General features: G+C 62.5%; 20 protein-coding genes. 2 read left to right on the top strand and 18 right to left on the bottom strand.

Translation table 11 applies throughout. The annotated features are described in order from the left end of the window. Positions 1-499: 499 nt before the first annotated feature. From NKJ91_RS02880 to rpoZ, 14 genes are all read right to left on the bottom strand, one after another. Complete coding sequence (locus NKJ91_RS02880) at positions 500-3,199, bottom strand: DUF2339 domain-containing protein (protein ID WP_352454377.1); 2,700 nt, start codon at positions 3,197-3,199, stop codon at positions 500-502. 84 nt (positions 3,200-3,283) lie between these two features. Continuing rightward, complete coding sequence (locus tag NKJ91_RS02875) at positions 3,284-3,559, bottom strand: PaaI family thioesterase (protein WP_352454376.1); 276 nt, start codon at positions 3,557-3,559, stop codon at positions 3,284-3,286. Then, entirely contained in the window at positions 3,556-4,344 is a 789-nt protein-coding gene (recO, locus tag NKJ91_RS02870; protein ID WP_352454375.1) for a DNA repair protein RecO, read from the bottom strand. The genes NKJ91_RS02875 and recO overlap by 4 nt, the downstream gene beginning before the upstream one ends. Before the next feature lie 117 nt (positions 4,345-4,461). Continuing rightward, positions 4,462-5,550 (bottom strand): porin, encoded by a 1,089-nt coding sequence (locus tag NKJ91_RS02865; protein ID WP_352454428.1) that lies wholly within the window; start codon positions 5,548-5,550, stop codon positions 4,462-4,464. Between the two features lie 363 nt (positions 5,551-5,913). Further along, positions 5,914-6,618 carry an antitoxin Xre/MbcA/ParS-like domain-containing protein gene (locus NKJ91_RS02860; protein ID WP_352454374.1) on the bottom strand — a complete coding sequence of 235 codons (705 nt, stop codon included), beginning with the start codon at positions 6,616-6,618 and terminating at the stop codon, positions 5,914-5,916. A gap of 367 nt (positions 6,619-6,985) precedes the next feature. Continuing rightward, complete coding sequence (gene era / locus NKJ91_RS02855; protein ID WP_023677765.1) at positions 6,986-7,912, bottom strand: GTPase Era; 927 nt, start codon at positions 7,910-7,912, stop codon at positions 6,986-6,988. Further along, on the bottom strand, positions 7,909-8,634 hold the full coding sequence (rnc, locus tag NKJ91_RS02850; RefSeq protein WP_023677766.1) for a ribonuclease III: 726 nt from the start codon (positions 8,632-8,634) through the stop codon (positions 7,909-7,911). The genes era and rnc overlap by 4 nt, the downstream gene beginning before the upstream one ends. 4 nt (positions 8,635-8,638) lie before the next feature. Then, positions 8,639-9,388: a signal peptidase I gene (gene lepB, locus NKJ91_RS02845; protein WP_023677767.1), complete on the bottom strand. Its 750-nt coding sequence runs from the start codon at positions 9,386-9,388 to the stop codon at positions 8,639-8,641. Between the two features lie 77 nt (positions 9,389-9,465). Further along, on the bottom strand, positions 9,466-9,879 hold the full coding sequence (acpS, locus tag NKJ91_RS02840) for a holo-ACP synthase (RefSeq protein ID WP_023719885.1): 414 nt from the start codon (positions 9,877-9,879) through the stop codon (positions 9,466-9,468). Next, positions 9,876-10,457, bottom strand: coding sequence for a DUF2062 domain-containing protein (locus tag NKJ91_RS02835; RefSeq protein ID WP_352454373.1), 582 nt, complete (start codon positions 10,455-10,457; stop codon positions 9,876-9,878). Before NKJ91_RS02835 ends, acpS begins: the two co-directional genes overlap by 4 nt. Positions 10,458-10,682: 225 nt before the next feature. Then, positions 10,683-11,063: a VOC family protein gene (locus NKJ91_RS02830; protein ID WP_352454372.1), complete on the bottom strand. Its 381-nt coding sequence runs from the start codon at positions 11,061-11,063 to the stop codon at positions 10,683-10,685. Positions 11,064-11,076: 13 nt separating this feature from the next. Next, positions 11,077-11,655 (bottom strand): orotate phosphoribosyltransferase, encoded by a 579-nt coding sequence (gene pyrE / locus NKJ91_RS02825; RefSeq protein WP_352449004.1) that lies wholly within the window; start codon positions 11,653-11,655, stop codon positions 11,077-11,079. 100 nt (positions 11,656-11,755) lie between these two features. Beyond that, on the bottom strand, positions 11,756-13,984 hold the full coding sequence (locus NKJ91_RS02820) for a RelA/SpoT family protein (protein ID WP_352454371.1): 2,229 nt from the start codon (positions 13,982-13,984) through the stop codon (positions 11,756-11,758). A gap of 111 nt (positions 13,985-14,095) precedes the next feature. Beyond that, positions 14,096-14,497 carry a DNA-directed RNA polymerase subunit omega gene (gene rpoZ, locus NKJ91_RS02815; RefSeq protein WP_023677773.1) on the bottom strand — a complete coding sequence of 134 codons (402 nt, stop codon included), beginning with the start codon at positions 14,495-14,497 and terminating at the stop codon, positions 14,096-14,098. Between the two features lie 278 nt (positions 14,498-14,775). Here rpoZ and NKJ91_RS02810 point away from each other — a divergent pair, with 278 nt between their 5' ends. After that, on the top strand, positions 14,776-15,357 hold the full coding sequence (locus tag NKJ91_RS02810) for a LabA-like NYN domain-containing protein (protein WP_023677774.1): 582 nt from the start codon (positions 14,776-14,778) through the stop codon (positions 15,355-15,357). Beyond that, positions 15,354-16,031, top strand: coding sequence for a uracil-DNA glycosylase (locus NKJ91_RS02805; protein WP_352454370.1), 678 nt, complete (start codon positions 15,354-15,356; stop codon positions 16,029-16,031). Before NKJ91_RS02810 ends, NKJ91_RS02805 begins: the two co-directional genes overlap by 4 nt. A gap of 30 nt (positions 16,032-16,061) precedes the next feature. Here the strand turns inward: NKJ91_RS02805 and NKJ91_RS02800 are convergent, their stop codons facing one another. The 4 genes from NKJ91_RS02800 to dapA all read right to left on the bottom strand — a co-directional run bounded on the left by NKJ91_RS02800 (position 16,062) and on the right by dapA (position 18,912). Continuing rightward, positions 16,062-16,583, bottom strand: a complete 522-nt coding sequence (locus NKJ91_RS02800) for a hypothetical protein (RefSeq protein WP_352454369.1) — start codon at positions 16,581-16,583, stop codon at positions 16,062-16,064. A 107-nt stretch (positions 16,584-16,690) separates the two neighbouring features. Then, positions 16,691-17,419, bottom strand: coding sequence for a GH25 family lysozyme (locus NKJ91_RS02795; protein ID WP_352454368.1), 729 nt, complete (start codon positions 17,417-17,419; stop codon positions 16,691-16,693). A 106-nt stretch (positions 17,420-17,525) separates the two neighbouring features. Further along, positions 17,526-18,005: an SsrA-binding protein SmpB gene (gene smpB / locus NKJ91_RS02790; RefSeq protein ID WP_023768487.1), complete on the bottom strand. Its 480-nt coding sequence runs from the start codon at positions 18,003-18,005 to the stop codon at positions 17,526-17,528. A 25-nt stretch (positions 18,006-18,030) separates the two neighbouring features. Beyond that, positions 18,031-18,912 carry a 4-hydroxy-tetrahydrodipicolinate synthase gene (gene dapA, locus NKJ91_RS02785; RefSeq protein WP_352454367.1) on the bottom strand — a complete coding sequence of 294 codons (882 nt, stop codon included), beginning with the start codon at positions 18,910-18,912 and terminating at the stop codon, positions 18,031-18,033. Positions 18,913-19,154: the final 242 nt, after the last annotated feature.

Below are 19,154 nucleotides of genomic sequence, written 5' to 3'. Positions count from 1 at the left end.
GGCCCTTGATGACCTTGGACTTCGCGGTCAGTTGCCCGCTCGTCCGGCCGGGTAGGCCTCATATCCGGTTCTTGTCCATCGGGTCGCGGTTTTGCTCCACACTTCCTTCAGACCCCGCCTCACGACGACGCCCTTGTGCTTCAATAACCCTTCGCCGCCATCAGGCTGGGTAGAGGACTTGCACCTCCGAGCTGTCGATCATGCTCGGCACACACAAAAAACCCGCCTCGGCGGGCGGGTCGTTGGAGCCAATTGGCACCATACGCAAATTAGTACCATAGCTGCCGGCACAAAGCAAGAACAAAATACGTTGCGACCGGCAAAAAATGCGAATTCGCTTCGCCCTGTTCGCCTTTGAGGCCGCGTTCCTTCGCCCCCCCTCTGCCCTGCCGGGCATCTCCCCCACAAGTGGGGAGATTGGCAGCTTCGGCGACAGCGCCTTTTCTGCATCCTTGGAAAATTGAGGAAGGCCGTGACTCCAGCGATCTCCCCTGATCCCTTAGGCCTCCCTCGCGGCCCTTGTCAGCAGCCGCTGATAAAACAAGCCGATGCCGATGAGCACCGCGCCGAGGCCGATGAAGGACAGCGCCCGCAACACGCCTTCCAGCTCCGACATGTCGAAAATGAAGACTTTGAGCACGGCGACCGAGATCAGCGCCGCCGACGCAATGCGCAGCACCTGCGACCTCAGCCAGACACCGGCGGTGAGCAGCACCACGCCGATGACCAGCCAGAGCGCCGAATAGGTATAGGTCTCGAGCTGGCCGAGGCCGCTCCACAGGCCGATGAACTCACCCTTGAACAGCCTCCTGACCGATAGCGTCGCATAGGCGAAGGCGAGCACCGCCGCCACAACCGCCAGCATGGCCGCATACCATTTCGGCCGCTTGTCGCGGGTATAGAGCGCCAGTGCGCCTGTCGCGACTGCCGGCAAGAGGTAGGCGAGCAACAGAAGGTTGAACACCGGAATGCTGCCGGTCGATTCATCCGTCAGCAACGGGTTCAGCGCCAGAAAATGCTGGAGGACGATGAACGCGACCGAGACCACGCCCGCTGCAATCGAGCCGTAGCGCAGCACCGAACTTGGCGAGCGCATGTCGATGGCGACCAGGATGGCACCGCCACCGATCGCGATCAGCGTGTAGATCGCCTGTTCGGCAAGCGTCGCAGCAGCGGTATCGATGACGCCGCCATGCATGGCATGGCGCACCAGCATGGCGACGGTGAGCAGGGCAAACAGCGCGGCGCCGGCCTCCATTGCGAGGCGCGGTCGGCCGTTGGTGGTTCGGGCAAGCTGCCAGGCGGCAAAACCGAAAGCGAGTGCCGGCACGCCATATCCAAGCAGCAGCCAGTTGAACACCGGCGTCTTCGACAGGAACTCGGCACCGACGATGGTCGGGTCGAAGGCAGCGCGGCCGAGCACTGCAATCACCGCACCAACGGAAATCCAGCCAAGCACCGGATAGCTGCGCCAGCGCGTCGCCAGCGCCGGCACGAGGGCGGCTGCTCCGAGCAGGATGGTTGTCCAGCCGGAACCAAAGGCCATGTGCAGCATCAGCAGGCCGGCAATCGCCGCCCCGCCGAGCGCGAAGGAGACAGCAGCGCCGCCGGTCAGCGGCGGCGCTTCGCCGCGCGCTATCCACTCGCCGCCGGCGACGAAAACGCCGACCAAAACGGCTGCGACCGCCGCATAAGCAAGGTCTCGGTCGAGATTGCCGAAGGTAGACCAGAGCGCCAGCAGGAGGACCAGTGGCGCGACAGCGCTCCAGGCCGCCCATGCGGCGGCGCGCAGCCAGCCAGAGGCCGCAAAACGGCGCGCCGCCCAAAAGCCGGCGCCGATGAAGACCAGGCCGAGAGCGATGCCGACCCTGAGCATCAAGGCATCGGACGCCACGACCGGCATGCCGTCGACGCCGAGGGCGCCACCCGAAAAATCGGAAGCGATCGTGGTCGGCGGAATGATGCCGAGATAGACCAGTACCGTCGCCAGCCCGGCGGCGTGCAGCAGTGCAAGCGCCCGCGGCCGGTAGAGCGCCACCGCCACCAGGGCTGCGACAAGGGCGGCCCCCGGCAATGCACCGCGGATGGCGGCGAAGGCCGGATCGACAAACAGGGCCAGCGCCGAAAGGCCGACGAAGAAGCCCGGCGCGATCGACGGCCAGTCGAAGCCGCTGCCGGCGACCGCTTCGTCGCGGCGGCCAAGCCAGACGAAGGCGAGCACGGCCAGTGTCACCCCGTCGATAAAGAGGATGACGGCAAGGTTCGCCCCCGGCGCGTCGGTCATGTAGAAGATGGTCCAGATGCCCGTGGCGACGAAGGCTGCGGCCATCAAAAGCCTCCAGTCGCGGATGCGGGCAATGACGCAGGTGGCGGCGAGCACGATCGCCAGATAGCCGAACAGCGCCCACGGATTGGGCGCCTGCGAGGCGACCAGCAGCGGCGTCACCATGGCACCGAGCAGGCCGACGCCGGCCAGCGCCTGACCGTGGACCAGGCTTGCCGCGATCGTCGCCACCCCGATGGCGCCGAGCAGCGTGAAAGCGAGCGTCGGGCCGATGAAGCCGTAAATACTGTACGCGGCGTAGACGGTACCGAACAGGATGAAAGCGCCGGCCGCCGTCAGGATCGCCGGGATATAGGCACCGGCGGCACCTTGCACCGGCACCCTGAAGCCGGTGCGCCGGATGAACTCGCCGCCGGCGACCAGCACCAGCCCGAGTGCCGCCGCCATGACAAGCCGCACGCGTGGCCCGAAAATGCCGGCCTCGATGGTGTAGCGGATCAGAAACAAGCCACCCAGCGCCAGCGCGATGCCGCCGACCCAGACCGCCCAGCGGGTACCGAGCGCCGTTTCGACGTCGGACTGGCGAGCTGCCTTCGCCGCTGCCGCCGGTTGCGCCGACTCCGGCGCGGACGGCGCCGTTGTATCGGCATCGGCCTCTGTAGCTGACACGACCGCTGCGGTCCGTGGCGATACGGCCATGTCGGCTGCGGCCGCAAGCGGGATTGCGGCATCCGCCGGTTTGCTGTCGTTTGCAGCCGGTTCCTTGGCTTGCGGCGGCAGCGCAAGCGTGCCCGAAAGCACAAGGCTGCGCAAGGCGCCAAGCTCGCGCTCGATCAGGCCGATGCGGCTCTGCTGGCGTGAAATGATGACGAACAGCGCGATGATGGCGACGAGGCCAATCAGGCTTTCAAACATGGCGGTTCCCCCAAACCAGGCCAGTTGTCACTGACATTCAATGTTCAGTGACATTCAAATGCGGCGGCCAAACGGCCGGTCCATTCAACGTGCCGCCAGATTGGCCGGAAAGATCGAGCATGTTTCGGTGGCGAAAGCCAGCAGCTTGCCGTTGGCGTCCTTCAGCGCCGCTTCCGAAACCGTCAGCGTGCGGCCCTTGTGCACCACTTTGCCCTCGCACACCACCTCGCCCGTCCTTGGCGTGATCGGCCGCGTCAAATTCACTTTGAACTCGGCCGTCGCATAGGCCTCGCCCACTTGCGAAATGGTGCCAAGGCCGAGCGGCGAAACGTTTTCGGGATCAGGTTCAACTTCGCTCATCTGGTGGTTTCCCCGGTGGCGGCTTCCCCGGCGCTTGCCTTGCCGGATTCATGGCCGGGTGAATGATGCCTGCGCAAGGCGGCGAGAAACCCGGCACGGGCGCCGGGAGGCTCGATGCCGCGCGGTTCGTAGACATGGCGGGTCAAAAAGAAGCCGGTCAGCCGGAAGGCGTCCTCGATCGCCGCCGGATCGGCGCGCAGCCCGGAGCCGCGCTGCAGGAAGGCAGGCAGCGCCAGCATCTTGTCGCGCCACGGCGCGCCCGCCGCCCGCGACACGGCGCGGCCGGATTTCGGCGAGACATAGGCAAGGTCCTGCCTGGTGCCGGTCGCCGCACACTGGCTGAGATCGAGGCCGAAACCGAGTTCGTCGAGTACCAGCAGCTCGAAGCGGGCCACCAGCTCGCCGGCGGCATCGGCATCGTCGAGATGAGCGATCATCACCGCAAGCGTCTCGTAAAGGCCGCCATGGGCGTCACGCTCAGGCAGAAGACGCAAATGCGCGGCCATCGTCTGCAGGCCGTAGACGGCAACGGCGCTGTCCATCAGCCGGGCGGCGTTCATCTCGATAGCCTCGACCTGGAAGGTGCCGAGATGCTCGTCGAGCCGCGCCCGCCACAACAGGTCGACGCGATTGCCGGGCTGCAAGACAGGCTGCTGTTTGCGCGAACGGCCGCCGCGCACGAGACCGAGATGGCGGCCATGCGCGCACGTCATCACCTCGAGAATGGCGCTGGTTTCGCCATGCTTGCGGGTGCCGAGAATGATTCCCTCGTCGCGCCATTCCATGACGAGAGCTTGTCACCGGTTGGATGGCGAAATCAAGATGTGCGACGTATCCGCCGCCAAACCAAAACGGCCCGTAGCGTATCGCTACGGGCCGTTTTTTGCGAGATCGTCGTTTGATCAGAACGAGCGCTGGAAGCGGAAGATGCCGCCGATTGTGTCGGCATCGTCGGCATCGAAATTGTCGTAATAATCGACTTCGGCGGTGATCGTGTAACCAGGAACGATGGTGTAGGCGACATTCGCCGCAACGGCGAAGTCTTGGTCGTCGGTATAGGAGACCTGGGCGTTCAAAGACGTCTTCTTGTTGACGGCATAGCTGCCGCCGCCCCAGACGGCAAAGTTGCCAGTCCACGGCTTGTAGAAGTTCTTCGCGACGTTGTCGTCGCTGCCGTAGCCCGCCATCACGAACAGGGTCAGGTCAGTAATCGGCTTGACGTCGAGGCGAGCTTTGCCGGCCCATTCTTCCGACGCACTGTTATAGGCGCCGACCGCGGTGATCGCACCCCAGTCACCCTTGTATTTCACGCCGCCGACGACAAACGGAACATAGCTGTCGATCGACTGACTAGCGCCGGAGCCCGTTTCGACCGAGGCGACTGCCGTAAAGCCATTACCGCCGTCGAAGTAATAACTGATCAGGTTGGTGTCCTTGGTGCCGTAAGGAATGATAGTGTCCTGGACGACGTTGCCGGCGTAGCCAATGAACGAATCATAGACAGTTTCATCCTTACCGACGCGGAAACCTCCAAGCTGGATCCAGGCGAAGTTCAGGGTAACCGCCTTGTTGTCCTGCACGCTGAAATCAACACCGCTCACGGTGTGTTTGGTGTTGCCGAAGTTGAAACGGGTCTCGGTATAGGTCTTCAACGTGCCGAGCTCGGTCTCCTGGCCGGTCCACGTCTTCAGATTGAAGCGGGCATTCTTGTTCCAGGTCTGCTGCTCGTCACCGTCCATAAGGTCGTGTGTCGTTGCGCCATCGAAAACGCGGCCGGCGTCGCCGAAGCTGGCGTCATAGCGGACATAGCCGCCGATGCGCAGGCAGATTTCGGTGCCGGGGACGTAGTAGTAGCCAGCGCCGTAGACGTCGCAGATCTTGACGTATTCGGCGGGTTCCGGCTCGGCGACCACAACAGCGTCGGCGGCGCGCGCACCGGAGACCGCGACGAATGCCGCGGCTGAGCCGAGAAGAAGGCTCTTGATATTCATTTTCTGACCTCTCCAGTCAAAGTTAAAAATGGCTTTGGATTCATGGGTTGAACGGCTGAACGCCTCACCCACGTCGAAAAAGGCGCGCACCGCACCCCCTCTTCAGGCGGCGAACATACTCATCCGCATTCCAGTCTCAATGACGATTCCAAAAATAATCAATGTTTGTATAACAGAATAAATTCATGTTGCACAAATATCACTTTATATTTTCTTCACAATTTGCCCCCGGCACAAACGACACACTGTCACAATTGTACAAAAATATACTTATGCCATTAGCCGGCAAACCGATACGAGTCCGACATACATTCCTTCTACGTGTTCTTTTTTTGGAATAGACTTCTAACGTTGGCAGCGAGATCAAGGCGACTTCGCCATCGCTGCGTTCTGTGCGGCAAGAACGACTTCTGCCACCAGATCCCGTTTGAGCATTTCAATGGGAATACGTCCGGCGAGGCCGGGCGCGGGGCCGATCAGCCACGACCAGGCATGCCGTGGATCGGGCATCGCGGATAACACTTCCTTGATACCCGGCGCCGGCCTGCCGTCGATGAACTGGGCCAGGGGAAATACATGTTTGCGGCCACCGGTGCGCAACGCAACGACGGTGCCGCTCCGCTGCCAGCGATGCAGGGTCGAGCGCGATATGCCGAGATTTTGCTGCAGGAACGTCGACCCGGCGACCCGACCGGCCCAGTCCTCGAGCCTCATCGAGTCGAGGTCGCCCGTTCCGGCCAGGTGTTGGATGTCTGCCCCTTGGCCTTCGTGCGCCGTCGACAGATGCGTCCGGGCACGGCGTTCCGCAGCTTCGGCTGCCAATATCCGCACGAAACGCGACGCCATGCCGGGTAATCTTTCCTGCATGGTGTCGATCGCACTGATGTCGGTCGGCGCAAGCAAAGCGACGGCGGCGGCAACGGCGCCGGCGACCCTGCCCGCTGCAACGACCGCATCGCTGTTCGTAACCTTGCCTTGCCGCGCCAGCACGCGCTCGATCTCAACAGCGACGGCGTTTGCAAACTCGATCTGACGGATGGGGTCGATGCGATTCCAAGTCCTGGTCATGTCCTAATCTGGCTGCTTGCCCGCCTGTTCCGGTTTGCTCGGAAGCGGGTCTTCGCACGCCTATAGGCAGGGTGTATGACGGAGAGACGACAAACGGTAACCATGCTCGATCGCAGTATCGGCAGGAGTTCCAGCCGGTCAGCTGGCCTGTTTTGCATGAAGTATCGGAAATTTCTCAGAAACCGCTCAGGATTTCCCGTCGCGCCGGTACCCCCAAGGAACGGGTCGGCCCGACATGGCCGGCGCATGGCCTCCCGGAATGATTCGGCCGGCTGTTCAATATGCAAGTCGACCAATCGGGCAGCCCGGCGACCGCTCAGAATCCTGAGGCGGCCAACAGGCCGCTCTGCGGATCGCCCAAACAGGCTCAGTGCGGAAATTCGAGCCCCATTTCACGGTAGCGCTCGGGATCGTCGCCCCAGTTCTCGCGCACCTTGACGAACAGGAAGAGGTGCACCTTCTGCTCGAGTATGCCTGCGATTTCCATGCGCGCGGCCTGGCCGATGGCGCGGATCGTCTCGCCCTTATGGCCGAGCACGATCTTCTTCTGGCTGTCACGCTCGACATAGATTGTCTGGTCGATGCGCACCGAGCCGTCCTTCTTCTCTTCCCATTTCTCGGTCTCGATGTGGGAGGAATAAGGCAGTTCCTGATGCAGCCTGAGATAGAGCTTTTCGCGGGTGATCTCGGCCGCGAGCTGGCGCATCGGCAGGTCGGAGATCTGGTCCTCCGGATAGTACCAGGGGCCGGCCGGCAAGGTCTCGGCGAGATAGTCGAGCAGGTCCTTGCAGCCGGACCCGGTCAGCGCCGAAACCATGAAGGTGCGCTTGAACGGCACCCTTTCGTTGGCTGCCGCCGACAATGCCAGCAACGTCTCGTGCTTGACCCGATCGACCTTGTTGAGGATCAACACCATCGGCTGCCGGACATCCTTCAGCCGCTCGAGGATGGCGTCGGCATCGCCCCGGATGCCGCGCTCGGCATCGATCAAGAGCAGCACGATATCGGCGTCCTTGGCACCGCCCCACGCTGTGGTCACCATCGCGGTGTCCAGCCGGCGCTTCGGCTTGAATATGCCCGGCGTGTCGACGAAGACGATCTGCGCGTTGTTGTGGGTGGCAATGCCGCGCACGATGGCGCGCGTGGTCTGCACCTTGTGCGTCACGATCGACACCTTGGCGCCGACCAATTGGTTGACCAGCGTCGATTTCCCCGCATTGGGCGCGCCGATCAGCGCGACGAAGCCGGAGCGGGTAGCGGGAGCTTCTGTTGCCGGAGCTTCGGTGGCGGTCATGCGGCACTCCCTTGATCGAGCCAGACGCCTTCCCGCTGCAGAAGTGCCGCGGCTGCAGCCTGCTCCGCCTCGCGCTTGGAGCGCCCGCTGCCGGTCGCCGGCGGATAGGCGCCGACCTTGACACTGACGGTGAACAGCGGATCGTGGTCCGGTCCCTCGCGGCTGTCGATTATGTAAACCGGCACTGCGCCTGCCGCCTGATGCGCCCATTCCTGGAGTTCGGTTTTCGCATCGCGACGGGCGGCGTCAATGGCTTGCGAGCGCGGCTGCCAGTATCTGTGGATGAAGGCACGGGCCGCTTCCAACCCTCCGTCGAGATAGAGCACGGCGATCAGCGATTCCAATGCATCGGCGCGCAGATTGACGCGCTTGCGCCCGTCGAGGCCGCGTACGTCCGAACCGGCGCGAATAAGTTCCGGCAGGCCGATCTCCTCGGCAATTTCCGCCAGGGCTTCAGCGTTGACCAGAGCGTTCAATCTCAGCGACAGCTCACCCTCGGCGGCGTCGGGAAATGCCGCCAGCAGCATATCGGCAACGACAAGGCCGAGAACGCGGTCGCCCAGGAATTCGAAACGTTCGTAGTCGATGCCGGCGTGACTGCCGCGAGCGCTGGCATGGGTCAGCGCCCGCTGCAGGCGCTGATGGTCGCCAAAACTGTGGCCGGTGCGCTCCCTGAGCGCCTCGGCGAGCGCATCGGCGGTCAGCCGTTTCGTCGCCGCCATGGCCCTAATTGACGAAATCGAACAGGCGCGAGGCGCGCATCAGTGACGGCCATTTCCAGATTTCGAGCGGGCTGGCGCTGCCGCCGATCGAGAAGAAAATGAGGTTGGCGCGGCCGACCAAATTCTCGTCCGGCACGAAGCCGACGGTGAAGCGGCTGTCCGACGAGTTGTCGCGATTGTCGCCCATCATGAAATAGTGACCGGGCGGCACCTTGAACTCTTTGGTATTGTCGCCGATCGAAGCCTGCGTCAGGTCGAGCGTGTCGTAGCTGACGCCGTTCGGCAGCGTCTCGCGATAGACATCGACCGGCCCGTTCTCCTCGGTGATGTCGCGGTTGTCGATCTGCCCGACCTTGACGCGCGGCACGCCCACGTCGTTGATGAAGAGCTGGCCATCCTTGACCTGGATCTTGTCGCCCGGCAGGCCGACGACGCGCTTGATATAATCGACAGAAGGATCCGGCGGAAACTTGAACACCACCACGTCGCCGCGCTTCGGCTCTGAGCCCCAGATGCGGCCCGAAAAGATGTTCGGCCCGAACGGCAGTGAATAGCGGGAGAAGCCGTAGGACCACTTGGTGACGAAGAGATAGTCGCCTTCGAGCAAAGTCGGCCGCATCGACCCGGACGGGATCGAGAACGGCTGGAACAGGAGCGTGCGGATGACCAGCGCAAGCAGCAGGGCCTGGACTATGACGCTGACGGTTTCGCCAAGTCCGCCGGATTTCTTCTGGGTTTTTTCAGCCACGCTCATGTCGTCCTCGATTGTGCGTTGGATGGTATAGAGTCTCGGCGCGCGCTGGGCAACGTCATGCCGGTGGTCAGATGCAATCAATGTGGCGCTTCTTCGACCGGCAACGCTTCAATGATCACAAAGGCTTGAGCGAGCGGAAAATCATCGGTGATGGTGAGGTGGATCACCGCGCGGTGCCCTTCAGGCAGAATTTCGTCCAGTCGCGCTGCCGCCCCATTGGTCAGCGCCATGGTCGGCTTGCCGCTGGCCAGGTTGACGACCCCCATGTCGCGCCAGAACACACCCTGCGCCAGACCGGTACCCAATGCCTTGGCGCAGGCTTCCTTGGCAGCGAAACGCTTGGCGTAGGAGGCCGCACGCGCCGCGCGGTTTTCGGAGCGCGCCTGTTCGATCTCGGTGTAGATGCGCTGGATGAAGCGCTGGCCATGGCGTTCCAGCGACTTCTCGATGCGTCTGATGTCGATGAGGTCGCTGCCGATACCGATAATCATTCGGCAGGAACTTCCGGCTCGGTTTTTCCAGCCTTTGCCGCTCTTTCGGCCAGCCGCTTGCGGCGCTGCTCGTGGAAAGTGACCATGCCCCAGCGGGTGATGCCGTAAAACAGCAGGCCGAAAACCAGGCCGAGCGGTATTGCGCCGATCGTCATCGGCTTCAGCACCGGTCCCCACAATTGCGCAAAGGAAAGATTATGCAGCATGTCGCCGAGATGCGCGGGCGGGCCATGCGCCGGCAGGTGTTCATGCAGGATCAGCTTGCCGACCTCCCAGGAGGCGGCCCATAGCAGCGGAAAGGTCAGGGGGTTGCCGAAGACCGTGCCGAGTGCTGCCGCGACCAGATTGCCGGCGATCAGCCAGCACAGGATGGCAGCAATGATGAAGTGAAAGCCAAGCGGGAAAAACGACGCGAATACGCCCGCCGCAACACCGGCGGCCACGGCATGCGGCGTGGCCCTAAGCCGCAGGATGCGCTTGGAAAAATACCGCAGCGAGCGCGAGAACGAGCGGCGCGGCCACAAATAAGTACGCACCCGCTCGAAAAAACCATCAGGCTTGCGCCGTCGAAAAAGCACTCTGTTCCTGTTCCTAGTTCCGTCAATAGCTTCACGCCGGCTTCTCCAGCCGGGCGCGACAGCCCTGCGCTCTGCGGTCGCCGAAAAGCAACTACGACTTTGATATAGCGATGCGCTGGCCGAAGAACAACGAGGCCGAGGCATCCGCTCGGTGGCCGGTCGCGCCAGCCTTGGGTATCGCCGTTCTGAACAGGGTATGATCGCGGCGAATTTAAGGAGCGTCGCTTAGGATCGATATTCGCTGACCTCGACGAGGTTGCCGTCCGGGTCACGAAAATAGACCGACATTGTCGCGCCACGAGCGCCGGCACGCTCGACCGGGCCGACCTCTATCACCACACCATTGGCGGCGAGGTTGGCACATATCTCGGCGAGCGGCCGGGCAGCAATCAAGCAGAAATCTCCGGAGCCCGGCGTCGGCGCCTTGGCCTTCGGCTCGAAGGTACGCCCGACCTCATGCACATTGATCTTTTGCGTTCCAAACAGCAGCGCCGTTGGTCGATCCGGCTCGTCGAGGCGCTCGAAGCCAAGCACGCGCTGATAGAAGGCGCAGGTATCGTCCACCGAACGAACTGTCAGCACGAAATGATCGATGCCAGCAATCACGGCAGCGTCTCAGTCATATATTGCGGCTGCCCGGCTTGATCGCCGGTATGGCGGCGAGCTCGGGCGGCAGCATGTCGGCTGGATAGGCCGGAACTTCATATTCGGCGAGCGCGATCAGCGGCACGCCGACATCGGTCTTGCCGGCCGAGCGGTCGATGATGCATGCGGCGGCAACGACTTCGGCGCCAAGGCCGCGCAGGCAGTCGATGGTCTCGCGGATCGACAGGCCGGTGGTGACGATGTCCTCGACAATGACGACGCGCGATCCCTTGGCGATCTCGAAGCGGCGCAGCCTGAATTCGCCCCCTTCCCGCTCGACCCAGATCGCCGGCGCACCAAGATGGCGCGAGGTCTCATAGGCCGGGATCAGCCCGCCGATCGCCGGGCCGACGACGTAGTCGATCCTGCCGGGCACGCCAGTGCGGATCTTTTCGGCGAGCGCCTTGCACAAGCGCTCGGTCTTGTCGGCATGCATGAAAACGCGCGCCTTCTGCAGGAAGACCGGGCTGCGCAGGCCCGACGTCAGGATGAAATGCCCTTCGAGAACGGCGCCGGCCTCGCGGAAAATGCCCAGCACTTCATCGGTGTTCATCGTTCACTCCATGTCCATGGTGAATGGTGAATGGTAGTGAGAGCACCCTCTTCACTATTCACTATTCACTATTCACTATTCACTATTCACTATTCACTATTCACCCATTCACGCGCCTTGCATCGCTGACGCTCGAATTGTCCTTTAGCTGCGACAGCAGCCGGTTCAAGTGCTTGAGGTCCCACACTTCAAGATCGATCAGCATTTCGGTGAAATCGGGCGCGGTGCGCACCATCGACAGAGTGTGGATATTGGCGTCGTTGGATGCGACGACCTGTGCAATGTCGGCCAGCGAACCCGGCGCGTTGATGGCGGTGACCGAGACGCGCGCCGGGAACCGCTCCTTGGTGCGCTCGTCAATATCCCAGCGCACGTCGATCCAGCGCTCGGGCTGGTCGTCAAAGGCCTGCAGCGCCGGCGACTGGATCGGATAGATGGTGATACCGGTTCCCGGCTGCACGATGCCGACGATGCGATCGCCTGGCACTGCCCCCTCCGGCGCGAAGCGCACCGGCAGATCGCCGCGCACGCCGCGGATCGGCACCGCATCGTCTCGCGGCTGGTTCTTGTCCTTGCGTGCGGCGCGGCCCGGAATCTGGAACAGCATGCCGGCGGCGTTGCGGATCTTCGACCAGCCCTCCTCGCGCTGCTTGGGCGCGACCAGCGTGACACGCTCGTCCTTGTAGTCGGGAAACACCGCCTTTATGACATCGGTGGAGGCAAGTTCGCCTCGGCCGACCGCGGCCAACACATCCTCGATGTCCTTGCGCGCCAGCCGGTGCAGCACCGGCTTCAAGCTTTCCTTGGTGAAGGTCTTGCCGGACCGTTCAAAGGCGCGCTCCAAAATGCGGATACCGAGACCTGAATATTGCTTGCGAATGGCGTTCTTGGTGGCGCGGCGGATGGCCGAGCGTGCCTTGCCGGTAACGACCACCGATTCCCACGCCGCCGGCGGGACCTGCGCCTTCGAGCGGATGATCTCGACCTCGTCGCCGTTCTTCAGCTCCGTCATCAGCGGCATGATGCGGCCATTGACCTTGGCGCCGACGCAAGTGTCGCCGACGTCGGTGTGGACGGCATAGGCAAAGTCGATCGGCGTGGCGCCGCGCGGCAGCGCGATCAGCATGCCCTTCGGCGTGAAGCAGAATACCTGGTCCTGAAACAGTTCCAGCTTGGTGTTTTCGAGGAAGTCCTCGGGATTGTCGCCTTCGGCAAGCTGCTCGATGGTGCGCCGCAGCCAGGCATAGGCATTGGTTTCCTTCGAGATCGCATGGGCGGCACCATTCATCTTGCCACCGGTATCCTTATAGATCGAATGAGCCGCGACGCCGTATTCGGCGATCTTGTTCATTTGATAGGTGCGGATCTGCAATTCGACGCGCTGGCGCGACGGGCCGACGATGGTGGTGTGGATCGAGCGGTAGTCGTTCTGCTTCGGCGTCGAGATGTAATCTTTGAAGCGGCCGGGCACCATCGACCAGCTGGTGTGGATGGCGCCGAGCGCGCGGTAACAGTCCTCGACCGTCTCGACAACGACGCGGAAGCCGAAAATGTCGGACAGCTGCTCGAACGACAGCGCCTTGGCCTCCATCTTGCGGAATACCGACCACGGCTTCTTCTGCCGGCTCTTGACCTCGGCCTTGATCGAATATTTGTCGAACAGCGTGGAGAGCGCCTTCTCGATCTCCGACAGCACGCCCTTGTTGCGCTCGAAGATTTCGGCCAGCCGTGCGGTGACGGCGCGGTAGGCTTCCGGATTGATGAAGCGGAAGGCAATCTCCTCCAGCTCCTCGCGCATGCCTTGCATGCCCATGCGGCCGGCCAGCGGCGCGTAGATGTCCATCGTCTCTTCGGCGATGCGCAGGCGCTTGGCTTCCGGCACATGGTCGAGCGTGCGCATATTGTGCAGGCGGTCGGCGAGCTTGACCAGAAGCACGCGCACGTCTTCCGAGATCGCCAGCAACAGCTTGCGCAGGTTCTCCGCCTGCTCGGCCTTCTTCGAGACGAGGTCGAGCTTCTTCAGCTTGGTCAGGCCCTCGACCAGCTTGCCCATTTCCGGGCCGAACAATTCGTCGATCTCGGCCCTGGTCGCCGTGGTGTCCTCGATCGTGTCGTGCAGCAAGGCAACGGCGATCGTCGCCTCGTCCATGTGCATTTCGGTGAGGATGGCGGCGACTTCGAGCGGATGCGAAAAATAGGGGTCGCCGGAGGCGCGTTTCTGGTGGCCATGCTTCTGCATGGCATAAACATAGGCCTTGTTGAGCAGCGCCTCGTTGACGTCAGGCTTGTAGCGCTGGACGCGCTCGACAAGCTCATACTGACGCATCATGGGCGGGATCTCGCAATGCTGAAATGAATCATGCGCCGCACTGGCGTACGGCGCATGTCATAGATAGCCACGAAACTGCCGACGCGAAAGTGTCGGCAGTTATTGCTAAGATCAATAATCGTCGCTTTTTTCCGGCGGTACCAGACCTTCGATGCCGGCCAACAGGTCTTCTTCGGTCATGCGATCGAAGGTGACGTTGTCCTCGGCGTCGTCGGCATCGGTGGCCGCAACGGCGCTGCCGGTCTGGTCGGCAATCGCCTCGCCATCGGCTTCCGGCTCATCGACCTCGACATGCTTCTGCAGCGAATGGATGAGATCTTCCTTGAGGTCGTCCGGCGACAGCGTCTCTTCGGCGATTTCGCGGAGCGCAACGACCGGGTTCTTGTCGTTGTCGCGCGGTACGGTGATCTGCGCGCCCTGGCTGATCTGACGGGCGCGGTGGCCGGCCAAGAGCACCAGCTCGAAGCGGTTGTCGACCTTGTCGATGCAATCTTCAACGGTTACGCGGGCCATGAGTTGCCCCTTTCATGCCTGGATTTGATGGAAAACAGGCGCGGTCCATAACCTGAACGCCGCCAAAATACAAGCTTTTATGGCGGTGCGCAGCTCTGACGCGGGCCGCCTGCGACGACACAGCGCCGATCACAATTGCTTGCGGTGCGGCATGGTGCCTTGGATTGCCGTAAAACTGGCGTTATCTCGAACGATGAAGGCCAACAGGTCTATTATCAGACCGGCCGATAGTCGCCACCCATTTAGACGACCGCTTATTTCGAAAAAGGACATTTTCCATGTTCGATCCTCGTGAAAAAATCGCTCTCTTTATCGACGGTGCCAATCTCTACGCCACCTCGCGCGCGCTGGGCTTTGACATCGATTACCGCAAACTTCTGGCGAGCTTCCAGAAACGCGGCTATCTGCTGCGCGCTTATTACTACACCGCGCTGGTCGAGGATCAGGAATACTCCTCGATACGGCCGCTGATCGACTGGCTCGACTATAACGGCTTCAAGGTGGTGACCAAACCGGCCAAGGAATTCACCGACTCGACCGGCCGGCGCAAGATTAAGGGCAATATGGATATCGAGCTGACCGTCGATGCGCTCGAGCTTGCCGATGTCGTCGACCATTATGTCATCTTTTCGGGCGACGGCGATTTCCGCACGCTGGTCGAGGCGCTGCAGCGGCGCGGGCGCAAGGTGTCGATCGTCTCGACCATGGCTTCGCAGCCGCCGATGATCTCCGACGATCTGCGCCGCCAGGCCGACCATTTCATCGACTTGATGACGCTCAAGAATGAAGTCGGCCGCGATCCGTCGGAGCGGCCGGTGCGCCGGCCCGAACCGGCCGAAGTCGACGAGGAAGACTATTGACGGTCGTTGCCTTGACCGCGCCCCTGGTCGTCTCCCCCGAACCCGATCGCGATTGCCCGCTCTGCCCGCGGTTGCACGACTTCATCGCCGAGTGGCGGCGGCGCGAGCCGTCCTGGTTCAACGCGCCGGTGCCGACCTTTTTGCCGCCGGAAGGCGAGGATGCAGTGCGTCTGCTGATCGTCGGGCTGGCGCCGGGCCTGCGCGGGGCAAACCGGACGGGGCGTCCCTTCACCGGCGATTTTGCCGGCGACCTGCTCTACAACACGCTGATCGCGCACGGCTTTGCGCGCGGCGAATTCAAAGCGCGACCGGATGACGGGCTGGAGCTTGTCGGTACGGCGATTACCAATGCGGTGCGCTGCGTGCCGCCGGAGAACAAGCCGGTTGGCGCCGAGATAGCGACCTGCCGGACGTTCCTGGTGCCGACGATCGCGCGATTTCCAAATCTGCGCGCTGTGCTGGCGCTTGGCTCGATCGCGCACCAGTCGACCGTGCGGGCGCTCGGCCAACGCGTTGCCGCCTATCCGTTCCGGCATGGTGGGCAGCAGCAGGCCAATGGCATCACGCTGTTTTCCAGCTATCATTGCTCGCGCTACAACACCAATACCGGCGTGTTGACGGAAGCGATGTTCGTCAACGTCTTCAGTCAGATAGAAGCTTTTCTGAAGACATAGAGTCGGACGAGGCCCGCCAGGGCACGAGCCCTAGATTCGGGCGATCGCGAACAACCAGGCCAGGAGATCCAGCAACCACAGAAACAGTGCAAGCTGCAGCGCGACGCGCAGGCGTTGGATGATCCGCCAATTGCTGGCCATGTCGGATTTGATGCGCAGCGCAAGCGCTCGGTGCATCCCGTCCAGGGTTGCGGGAGGGTGCTGATCGACGAAGTCCTGGAGCAGCTTCTCTGGATCGAAACGGAACGTATAGTTATAATACGGCCACACCATAATCGCGACCAGCAGCCCGATAAGAAAAAGCAATGTCAGCGCCAGCCAGTCCCAAGGCCCCACGCCATCCAGGAGCGCCCTGCCTCCGAGGAGAGAACTCGCGAACGCGGTTGCGAAGATCAGATTGCCGGCGCGCGTATTGAGACTTTCAACCACGCCCTGCTGGTGCTGGAGGCCACGCACCGCCTCCGCATAGACAAATGCCAGGCGGGGGTCGCCGCCGTCCGTCGCAGCAGGCGGGGCGTTGCTGTCATTGGTTGATGAAGGGCGCTCCGGCATCAAATGTACTTAGCACGGCGCCGCCTGCGATATGAATAGCCACATGGGGAACGCTTCGTCGCTCTGTCTTCGGGCCATCGAGGGTGTTTTGGTGGACAGGAATAGCGTCAATCCGACGCCGTCGCTTCAGGCGCTGCGGCAAACAATGCGGCCAGCGTCGCAGGTCCGCCCTGGAGAACATTCAGGTCGACGTCGCCGCTGATGCCGTCGACGCGGCCCCGGTTGTGATACTGCCAGTAGATCCAGTTGTCATGGCCCGGCCGCAGCGCCAGCGAACGCAGCCAGCGCGGGCGGCTGGCTAGCTGCCCGGCATAGGCTTGCGCCGCCTCGTCGGTCACATAGAGGATCGCCGTCTTGCCGAACGCCGCCTCGACCGGGCTGAGGAAGGCGGAAAGCTCGGCGTTCAGCTGTTCGGGGGTTGGCCGCTGCGGGCAATTGCCGCCGAACTCGATGTCTACCACCGGCGGCAGCAAAGGCTGATCGCGCGGCACCACCGAGATGAAGTTGCGTGCCTGATCGGCACCCGGCCTGCAGAAGGTGAAGAAATGATAGGCACCGACGGCAAGGCCGGCGGCTCGGGCCGCGCGCAAATTGGCGGCGAAGGCATCGTCGACATGGTCGCCGCCTTCCGTCGCCTTGATCACGGCGAAGGCGACATCGTCGGCGGCAACACGCCGCCAGTCGATCTGCCGCTGATGATGGGAGACGTCGATGCCCCTGACCGGATATTTGCCGCGGTCCGGAGAAAACGTCTGGAAGTAGGTATAGCCGCCGGCCAGAACGAGGCCCGCCACGAGCAGACCGGCCGCGCCCCATAAGACGATCCGGTTTTTCAAACGAGACCTATCCCTTTTGGTCCGCCCTGCCCGCCGCTATGGCTCCGGGCGTTCGTCGCTCGAAAAGCCAAATCGCTGGCTTTTCCTCCGCTTCGCGGACCGCTCCTCACCCTCGCTCCTTCAGCAGCCGGCCCTTCTCGCGCGACCAGTCGCGCTGCTTTTCGGTCTCGCGCTTGTCGTGCAGCTTCTTGCCGCGGCCAACGGCGAGCAGCAGCTTGGCACGGCCTTGGTCGTTGAAGTAGATCTTCAGCGGCACCAGCGTCATGCCTTCGCGGTCGACGCTTTGCGCCAGCTTGGCCATCTCGCGCTTGTTGAGCAGCAGTTTGCGGCGGCGGCGCGGCTCATGGTTGAAGCGGTTGGCCTGCAGATACTCCGGCAAATAGGAGTTGATCAGCCAGATCTCGCCGCCCTCGACCGAGGCGTAGCTGTCCTGGATATTGGCCTGGCCCTGGCGCAGCGATTTCACTTCCGTACCGGTCAGCACCAGGCCGGCCTCGATCGTGTCGAGCACCTCATAGGAAAACCGCGCCTTGCGGTTTTCCGCAACGGTCTTGTTGTTGGGATCGGCTTTTCTGACTTGATTCATGATGCGGAGAGGTGGCGCCTCATCCTTAGTTTATCAAGCCGGCGTGCTTCATCGCCGCGTCGATCTTTTCGGCGGTCGACGGCTCGACCGTCATTAGCGGCGAGCGCAGCACGTTCTCGACCTTACCCAGTTTCGACAGCGCATATTTCGCGCCGGAAACGCCGGGCTCCATGAAAATCACCTTGTGCAGCGGCAACAGACGGTCCTGCAGGTCGAGCGCCTTGGCGCTGTCGCCGGAAAGCGTTGCCTGCTGGAATTCAGCGCAAAGCCTGGGTGCGACATTTGCCGTCACCGAAATACAGCCGACGCCGCCATGCGCGTTGAAGCCGAGCGCCGAGGCGTCTTCGCCGGAGAGCTGGATGAAATCCTTGCCACAGGTGGCGCGCTGCTCCGAAACCCGCTCGACCTTGCCGGTGGCATCCTTGACGCCGACGATGTTCTTGAAGTCGTGCACCAATTGCCCCATCGTCTCCGGGCTCATGTCGACCACCGAGCGTGGTGGAATGTTGTAGATGATGATCGGCAGGCTGGTCGCCTTGGCGACGGCGGCGAAATGCGCATAGAGCCCGCGCTGCGTCGGTCTGTTGTAATAGGGCGTGACGACAAGGGCCGCGTCGGCGCCCGCCTTCTCGGCATACTGGACCAGGCCGACCGCCTCGTCGGTGTTGTTGGAGCCGGCGCCGGCGACGACCGGAACCCGGCCCTTGGCGACCTCGATGCAAACCTTGACGACTTGGCGGTGCTCGTCATGCGACAGCGTCGGCGACTCGCCGGTGGTGCCGACAGGGACCACGCCCGTCGTGCCTTCGGCGATCTGCCAGGCGATGAACGCGCGAAAGGCTTTCTCGTCGAAACGGCCGCTTTTTTCGAACGGTGTGACGAGCGCGGTCAGCGAGCCTCTTAGCATGTCGTCCAACTCCTTGGGACTAGCGCATGACCCCGAAAATCGCAGTCGATTTCGGAAAGGATCATGCGCCAAATTTAAATTGCTACAGCGTCCTTTGCGCGTCTGAGAAGACGCGCGGCGCTGTAGGTGTTTGTCGTGCGCGCCTTCTAGCCGAAAGCGAAGCGGCGCACCATAGTCTCGACATTGTTGCGCGGCAAGCATTGCGCCAGCAATTGCAATTCGAACGACCTCGATAAGGTTTT

Origin of the sequence: Mesorhizobium sp. M0040, from assembly GCF_040323505.1 — a bacterium.
GTDB lineage: Bacteria > Pseudomonadota > Alphaproteobacteria > Rhizobiales > Rhizobiaceae > Mesorhizobium.
The sequence above is the reverse complement of the archived record's forward strand: the minus strand, read 5'-3'. Positions and strand labels throughout refer to the sequence as shown.

Excerpts from the sequence above, each read along its gene's own strand:
- NKJ91_RS02880 (WP_352454377.1), bottom strand. The coding sequence starts at position 3,199 with ATGTTTGAAAGCCTGATTGGCCTCGTCGCCATCATCGCGCTGTTCGTC.
- NKJ91_RS02875 (WP_352454376.1), bottom strand. The coding sequence starts at position 3,559 with ATGAGCGAAGTTGAACCTGATCCCGAAAACGTTTCGCCGCTCGGCCTT.
- recO (WP_352454375.1), bottom strand. The coding sequence starts at position 4,344 with ATGGAATGGCGCGACGAGGGAATCATTCTCGGCACCCGCAAGCATGGC.
- NKJ91_RS02865 (WP_352454428.1), bottom strand. The coding sequence starts at position 5,550 with ATGAATATCAAGAGCCTTCTTCTCGGCTCAGCCGCGGCATTCGTCGCG.
- NKJ91_RS02860 (WP_352454374.1), bottom strand. The coding sequence starts at position 6,618 with ATGACCAGGACTTGGAATCGCATCGACCCCATCCGTCAGATCGAGTTT.
- era (WP_023677765.1), bottom strand. The coding sequence starts at position 7,912 with ATGACCGCCACCGAAGCTCCGGCAACAGAAGCTCCCGCTACCCGCTCC.
- rnc (WP_023677766.1), bottom strand. The coding sequence starts at position 8,634 with ATGGCGGCGACGAAACGGCTGACCGCCGATGCGCTCGCCGAGGCGCTC.
- lepB (WP_023677767.1), bottom strand. The coding sequence starts at position 9,388 with ATGAGCGTGGCTGAAAAAACCCAGAAGAAATCCGGCGGACTTGGCGAA.
- acpS (WP_023719885.1), bottom strand. The coding sequence starts at position 9,879 with ATGATTATCGGTATCGGCAGCGACCTCATCGACATCAGACGCATCGAG.
- pyrE (WP_352449004.1), bottom strand. The coding sequence starts at position 11,655 with ATGAACACCGATGAAGTGCTGGGCATTTTCCGCGAGGCCGGCGCCGTT.
- NKJ91_RS02820 (WP_352454371.1), bottom strand. The coding sequence starts at position 13,984 with ATGATGCGTCAGTATGAGCTTGTCGAGCGCGTCCAGCGCTACAAGCCT.
- rpoZ (WP_023677773.1), bottom strand. The coding sequence starts at position 14,497 with ATGGCCCGCGTAACCGTTGAAGATTGCATCGACAAGGTCGACAACCGC.
- NKJ91_RS02810 (WP_023677774.1), top strand. The coding sequence starts at position 14,776 with ATGTTCGATCCTCGTGAAAAAATCGCTCTCTTTATCGACGGTGCCAAT.
- NKJ91_RS02800 (WP_352454369.1), bottom strand. The coding sequence starts at position 16,583 with ATGCCGGAGCGCCCTTCATCAACCAATGACAGCAACGCCCCGCCTGCT.
- smpB (WP_023768487.1), bottom strand. The coding sequence starts at position 18,005 with ATGAATCAAGTCAGAAAAGCCGATCCCAACAACAAGACCGTTGCGGAA.
- dapA (WP_352454367.1), bottom strand. The coding sequence starts at position 18,912 with ATGCTAAGAGGCTCGCTGACCGCGCTCGTCACACCGTTCGAAAAAAGC.